At 73.2% G+C, this 6,076-nt stretch carries 3 protein-coding genes; all 3 read right to left on the bottom strand.

Going from position 1 to position 6,076, the window contains the following annotated elements; all coding sequences use genetic code 11:
- On the bottom strand, positions 1 to 2,513 hold a 2,513-nt coding region (locus CK485_RS08185; RefSeq protein WP_158288190.1), incomplete at its 3' end, for a condensation domain-containing protein.
- Complete coding sequence (locus CK485_RS08180) at positions 2,510 to 5,209, bottom strand: type I polyketide synthase (RefSeq protein ID WP_109448593.1); 2,700 nt, start codon at positions 5,207 to 5,209, stop codon at positions 2,510 to 2,512. The genes CK485_RS08185 and CK485_RS08180, both read right to left, overlap by 4 nt.
- A 4-nt stretch (positions 5,210 to 5,213) precedes the next feature.
- A partial coding sequence (locus CK485_RS08175; protein WP_241968221.1) for a phosphopantetheine-binding protein occupies positions 5,214 to 6,076 on the bottom strand: 863 nt, incomplete at its 5' end.

Genomic DNA, 6,076 nt, shown 5'->3' with positions numbered 1-6,076 from the left:
AGGTCGGGTCGGGTGAGGTAGCCGCGGGCGAGTTGGGTGCCGCCGAGGTAGAGCTCGCCGGGTACGCCGATGGGTACGGGGCGCAGGTCGGCGTCGAGCACGTAGACCTCCACACCGGGCAACGGACGCCCGATGGGGACCCGCCCGTCCTCGGCGGCTCCGGAGGGCTCGGCCCCACCGGCGACGGGGGTGCGCGGGGCGCACTCCCACTCGGTCACCTCGATCGACGCCTCGGTGGGCCCGTAGAAGTTGTACAGCCGCACGTCCAGTCGCGACAGCGCGCGGTCTCGCAGCACCGCCGACAGCGCCTGACCGCTGCACACCACGCGCCGCAGCGAACGGCACCGCTCCAGGTCGTGCTCGCCGAGGAAGGCCTCCAGCATGGGCGGAACGAAGTGCGCCGTGGTGACGGCCTCGCGTTCGATCAGGTCGACGAGGTAGGCCGGATCGCGGTGCCCGCCCGGCTCCGCGACCACCAGCGTGGCGCCGGCGGTCAGCGGCGCCAGCAGTTCCCACACCGACACGTCGAAGGTGTACGGCGTCTTGTGCAGCACCCGGTCACAGGCGGCCAGACCCGGCGTGTGCCGCAGGTGGTGGACGCGGTTGGCCAGCCCCCGGTGCGGCACGCCCACGGCCTTGGGCCGCCCGGTGGACCCGGAGGTGTAGATCACGTAGGCGAGATCGTCCGGGTGGACCGGGGCAGGCGGCGGAGCGGCCCCGGTGTCGTCGCTGAGCCCGTCGACCTCGATCACCGGCACGCCCGCGTCGGCGAGGGCCGGAGCGATGTCACTCGTGGTGAGCACATGCGTGGCGCCGGCGTCACGCAGCAGCCGTACGAGCCGGCCCGGCGGGTCCTCCGGCGACAGCGGCAGATAGGCGGCGCCGGTGCGCAGGACCGCAAGGATCGAGGGCGGCAGCTCCACACCGCGCGCGAGGCAGAGCGCGATCACCGTCCCCGGCGCCGCCCCCTCGTCGGCCAGCCGCCGGGCGACGCGCTCGGTGCCACGGGCGAGCTGCCCGTAGCTGAGCCGGGTGTCGCGGAAGACGACGGCGGTGGCGTCCGGCGTGTGCTGCGCCTGCCGCGCGATCGTCTCGTGGACCGGGCCGTCCCAGGGGTACGCGTCACCGGTCCTGCTCCACTCGCGCAGCAGCGTGTGCGTCTGGGCCTCGTCCAGCAGGTCGAGCCGGGAGACGGGCGTGTCGGTCGAACGCAACGCGGAGTCCAGCAGGTTGTGGAACTGCCGGGCCAGCCGCCGCACCGCCGCCTCGTCGAACAGCTCGGTGCGGTAGCGGAAGGTGCACACCGCGCCCTCGCCGTCCGGCCGTACCTCCAGCCACAGGTCGGTGAAGGTGGTCGGCGGCCGGACCGGGAAGACCTCGGCGGCCAGCCCGTCGAGCTCCGGCAGCGTCAGCGGCTGCTGGAGGGCGAACATCGTCTGGAAGAGCGGGTCGTGACTGGTCGCCCGGTCCAGGCCAAGTTCCGTCACGACGCGTTCCAGCGGCACGTCCTGGTGACGGAACGCCTCCAGCGCGACACCGCGCACCCGCAGCAGCAGACCGGCGAACGACGGGTCCCCGCTCAGGTCGACACGCAACGGCAGGGTGTTGACGAACATGCCGATCAGCGGTGCCGTCGCGGGGTCGGCACGGCCCGCCGAAGGGCTGCCGATCACCACGTCGTCCGTGCCGGACAGCCGCGCGAGCAGCACCGCGTACACCGACAGCAGCGTCATGAACGGCGTCACGCGGTGCCGGCGCGAGGTGCCGAGCACGGCCTGCCACGTACGCGGCGACAGCGCCATGTCGTGTGTCGCCCCCTCGAAACCCTGGACGGCCGGACGGGTGTACGTGGTCGGCAGGTCCAGCAGCGCGGGCGCGCCGGTGAGCCGGTCCCGTACGGCGGCCAGCGCGTCGCCGAAGCCGTCGCTCGCGTCGCGTTCGCGCTCGCGCAGCGCGTGGTCGGCGAACCTCGTGGGCAGCGGCGGCAGTTCGGGCTCGGCGCCGGCCCGAAGGGCGGCGTAGCAGGTGGTCAGCTCCTCGTGGAAGCGGCCCATCGACCAGCCGTCGCAGACGGTGTGGTGGCAGACGACAGCCAGCACGTGGTCGTCCTTTGCCAGCCGCAGCAGCGTCGTACGGATCAACGGGCCCTCGGCGAGGTCGAACTCACGCAGCGTCTCCGCCTCCACGAGCGCGCAGGCGTGTGCGACGCGGCCCTCTTCCGGCAGGCCCGTCAAGTCTGTGACCGGCAGCGCGAGTTCCATGGCGGAGGCCACACACTGGTACGGCTCTCCCGCCTCGGCGCGGAACGTCGTGCGCAGCGCGTCGTGCCGGTCCACCACGCGCTGGAGCGACCCGTGCAGCGCCGCGAGGTCCAGCGGTCCGCGCAGCCTGAGCGCCGACACCAGGTTGTAGGCGTTGTTCCCGGACGCGAAGTGGTCGAGGAACCACAGCCGCCGCTGGGCGAAGGACGCCGGGGCCACCACGGGCCGTCGGGTCTCGTCGGGCCCGTTCACATCGTCCCCTTGTCGTCGGCGCCGGACGCGGTCGCCGTCGCGTCGAGCAGGGTGAGCGTCTCCATGACGACGGCGGCGAACTCCGGGACGGTCGGCGCGTCGAAGACCGCCTCCATCGGCGGGCACACCCCGAACGCGTCCTCGACCAGGCCGAGCAGCTGCACGGCGGTCAGCGAGTCGCCGCCCCGCTCGAAGAAGTCCAGGTCGTCGCCCTGGCCGCCCTCACCGCCGAGCACCTTGTCGAACAGCGTCCGCAGCCGTTCCTCGACCGCCTCGGGCGACCGGTCGGCCCCCGCGCCGGGCGCCGGGCCCGCCGACGCCGTCGCCGCCTCGCCGCTCGCCACACCTCGTTCACCGAGCGCGTCGTCGAAGGGCACGGGTCGCACGATGTGCGTCTCCCGCTCGAACGGGTAGGTGGGCAGCGGAATGCGGTGACGCGCGACGCCCTCGTGCAACCGCGTCCAGTCGACCGGCACCCCGGCCTGCCACAGGCGACCGAGCGAGTCGAGTGCGGCATCGGTCCCGTCGACGGGGGCGAGGCCGACCAGCAGGTGGCGGGAGTCCGTCGGGGCGGCCGGTGCCTCGTGCGCGGCACTCAACTGACGCAACCAGAATTCGGTGCCGGAGAACTGATCAGGCGTCAATTCCATGCCGTTGCCCGCCTGAAGCACGGGCATGCTGGGCATCCCGCCGACGGCGAAGCGCGGAAGGCCGGCGTCGCCCGTGGCTGCCCGCACGAGCAGGTCCAGCGCGTCCGGGAGGGCGAGGGCTCCGGCGAAGCACGCCGCCCCGAGCAGCCCGACACCGTTCCCCACGACCGCCGCGGGCGCGGCACCCCAGGTGGTGAGCAGCGTGGCGAAGCCGTACTCGATGGCGAGTCGCGTCGCCCGCGCCGTCTGCGGTCCGGCGAGCACGCGTGAGGTGCCGGCGGCGATCCGCGGTGCGGGGTCGAGCAGTTCGGCGAGCGTACGGTCGCAGTGCCCGGTGAACCACGGTCCGATCTCGTCGACGACCGCGCGGAACGCCGGGTGCGCCGCGTAGAGCGTGCGGCCCATCTCGACATGGCCGCTGACGTCGCCGGACCCGATGGTGTCACCCGTGAAGACGAACACAACCGAGGGCTCCGCGCCGGGTTCGGCGGCCCTCACCGCGACCGCCCCCGCCGTGAGAGCGGCAGCCGCCCCCGCGTGGTCGGAGCAGACCGCGTAGCGGCGGTACGGGAACGGATGCCGACCGCGCTGCAAGGTGTACGCGGCGTCGGACAGCGGCAACTCCGGGCGTTCCCTCAGGTGTTCGGCCAGCCGGATCGTCATCGCGTCCAGCGCCTCGGGGGAGCGCGCGGAGAGCACCAGCAAGGCCGGCTCGTCCGCCGCCCCTCGCACGCCCGCGTTCGGTGCCTCCTCCAGCACCACGTGGGCGTTGGTCCCGCCGATGCCGAACGACGAGACGCCCGCGCGGCGGGGCGCCGCTTCGTGGGCCTCCCAAGCGCGGCGCTCGGTGACGACGGCGAACGGGCCGCCCGCGAAGTCGATGCCCGGGTTGGGGGAGCCGTAGTGCAGCGTGGCCGGGATGGTCCGGTGCTCCAGGGCCAGTGCGGTCTTGATGAGCCCGGCGACACCGGCGGCGGTGTCCGTGTGACCGATGTTGGTCTTGACCGATCCCAGCGCCACCGACCCCCGCGGCAGCGACGTTCCGCCGAACGCCTGGGTCAGCGCGGACACCTCGATGGGGTCGCCGACGGGCGTCCCCGTGCCGTGTGCCTCCACGTACGAGACCGACGCGGGATCGACCTCGGCCGCCGCGTGCGCGACGCGGATGACCTCCGTCTGACCGCGCACGCCGGGAGCGGTGAAGCCGGCGCGCCGGCTCCCGTCGTTGTTCACCGCGGAGCCACGGATCACGGCGTGGACGTGGTCGCCGTCGTCCAGCGCGTCCTGGAGCCGCCGCAGCACCACCACACCGGCGCCGTCACCGGCCACGATGCCCTTCGCGTCGGCGGAGAACGTACGACAGCGGCCGTCCGGCGACATCGTGCCGCCCTCCCGGTACCAGTAGCCCGCCCGGGGCACCCGCAGCGTCACGCCACCGGCCAGCGCCATGTCGCACTCGCCGCCCAGCAGGGCCCGGGACGCCTCGTGCACGGCGACCAGCGAGGTCGAACAGGCCGTCATCACGGCCATGCTGGGACCCGTCAGCCCGAGCTTGTACGACACGCGCGACGCCAGGTGCTCGGGCTCGTTGGAGATGGCGAGCGCCAGGTCGTCCACCCCGGGGAACCGGTCGGGGCGCTCCTGGACGACCTGTGCGTAGCCGTTGCGGCCCGCCCCCGCGTACACCCCCACCGTGCCCGGCGCCGCCAGCGGGTCGTAGCCCGCGCGCTCCAGCGCTTCCCACGCGCACTCCAGGAACATCTGGTGCTGCGGGTTGAGCAGTGTCGCGTCGCGCTCGGAGAAGTGGAAGAAGCCCGCGTCGAACTCGCCCACGCCGTCCACCACACCGTGCAGCGGCACGTACCGGGGATCGGCCGACCGGGCCGGGTCCTGGCCCCACTCCCGCAGCTCGTCGGGTGTCAGCGGGCGCACCGAGTCGACACCGGTGACGAGGTTGTGCCAGTACTCCTCGGGCGTCGACGCACCGGGGAGGCGGCAGGCCATGCCGACGATGGCGATGTGCGTGTCGTTGTCTTCGACCGTCATGGAGTCAGTCCTTCGTGCCAAGGGGGTCGGCGAGGGGAGAGGCCGAGCCGGCCGGGTCGGCGGCCCTGCGCTGCTGTGCGCGCATCGCCCGCAACCGGGCGTTGCCGCGCTTGAGACGAGTCGCGGCGGGGTCGTCCGCCGGAGCGCCGTCGGTCGGGGGAGCGGCGTCGGTCGAGAGCGTGGGATGCCCGGCCCGTTCGGTCGGCCCACGCGTCACCGCGCCGGGACGGTCGCCATCCGTCGCGGCCAGGTGGCGGGCCAGGGACTCGATCGTGGGGTGCTCGAACAGGGCGAGGATCGCCGGCGGCCGCTCCAGCTCCCGCGCGAGGTGTTCGCGAACGGTCGCCAGCAGCATCGAATGGCCGCCGACGTCGAAGAAGTTGTCGCGTATGCCGAAGTCGTCGTGCCCCAGCGCCCGTGTCCACACAGCGGCCACCGTCCGCTCCATCGGACCGCGCGGGGCGCTCCCGGTCGTCGTTCCGGCGTTCAGCGGCACCGCGCCGTCCGCCAGCGCCGCCCGGTCCACCTTGCCGTTGGCGGTCAACGGAAAGGCGGGCAGCACGTAGTAGCGGTGCGGCCGCATGTAGCCGGGCAGGTGGCGGCCCACGTGCTGATTGAGCGTCTCGCGGTCCGGAGGCGCTGGCCCGTCGTCGAGCACCAGGTATACGGTGAGGGTGGGTTCTCCGTGGGGTGTGGTGGTTGTGGTGGTGATGGCGTCGTGGATGGTGGGGTGGTCGCGGAGGGTGTTTTCTATTTCTCCGGGTTCGATGCGGAAGCCGCGGATTTTGAGTTGGTGGTCGTTGCGTCCGAGGTAGTCGAGGGTGGTGTTGGTGTTCCAGCGGACGAGGTCGCCGGTGCGGTAGAGGC

The sequence above is a fragment of the Streptomyces sp. ICBB 8177 genome (genome assembly GCF_003144095.1).
In the GTDB taxonomy this organism is placed as follows: Bacteria; Actinomycetota; Actinomycetes; order Streptomycetales; family Streptomycetaceae; genus Streptantibioticus_D.
Note: the sequence above shows the minus strand (reverse complement) of the source record. Positions and strands in the feature narration are given on the sequence as shown.

Bases quoted from the DNA above. Each gene is read 5' to 3' on its own strand.
- CK485_RS08180 (WP_109448593.1), bottom strand. From the start codon at position 5,209: ATGACGGTCGAAGACAACGACACGCACATCGCCATCGTCGGCATGGCC.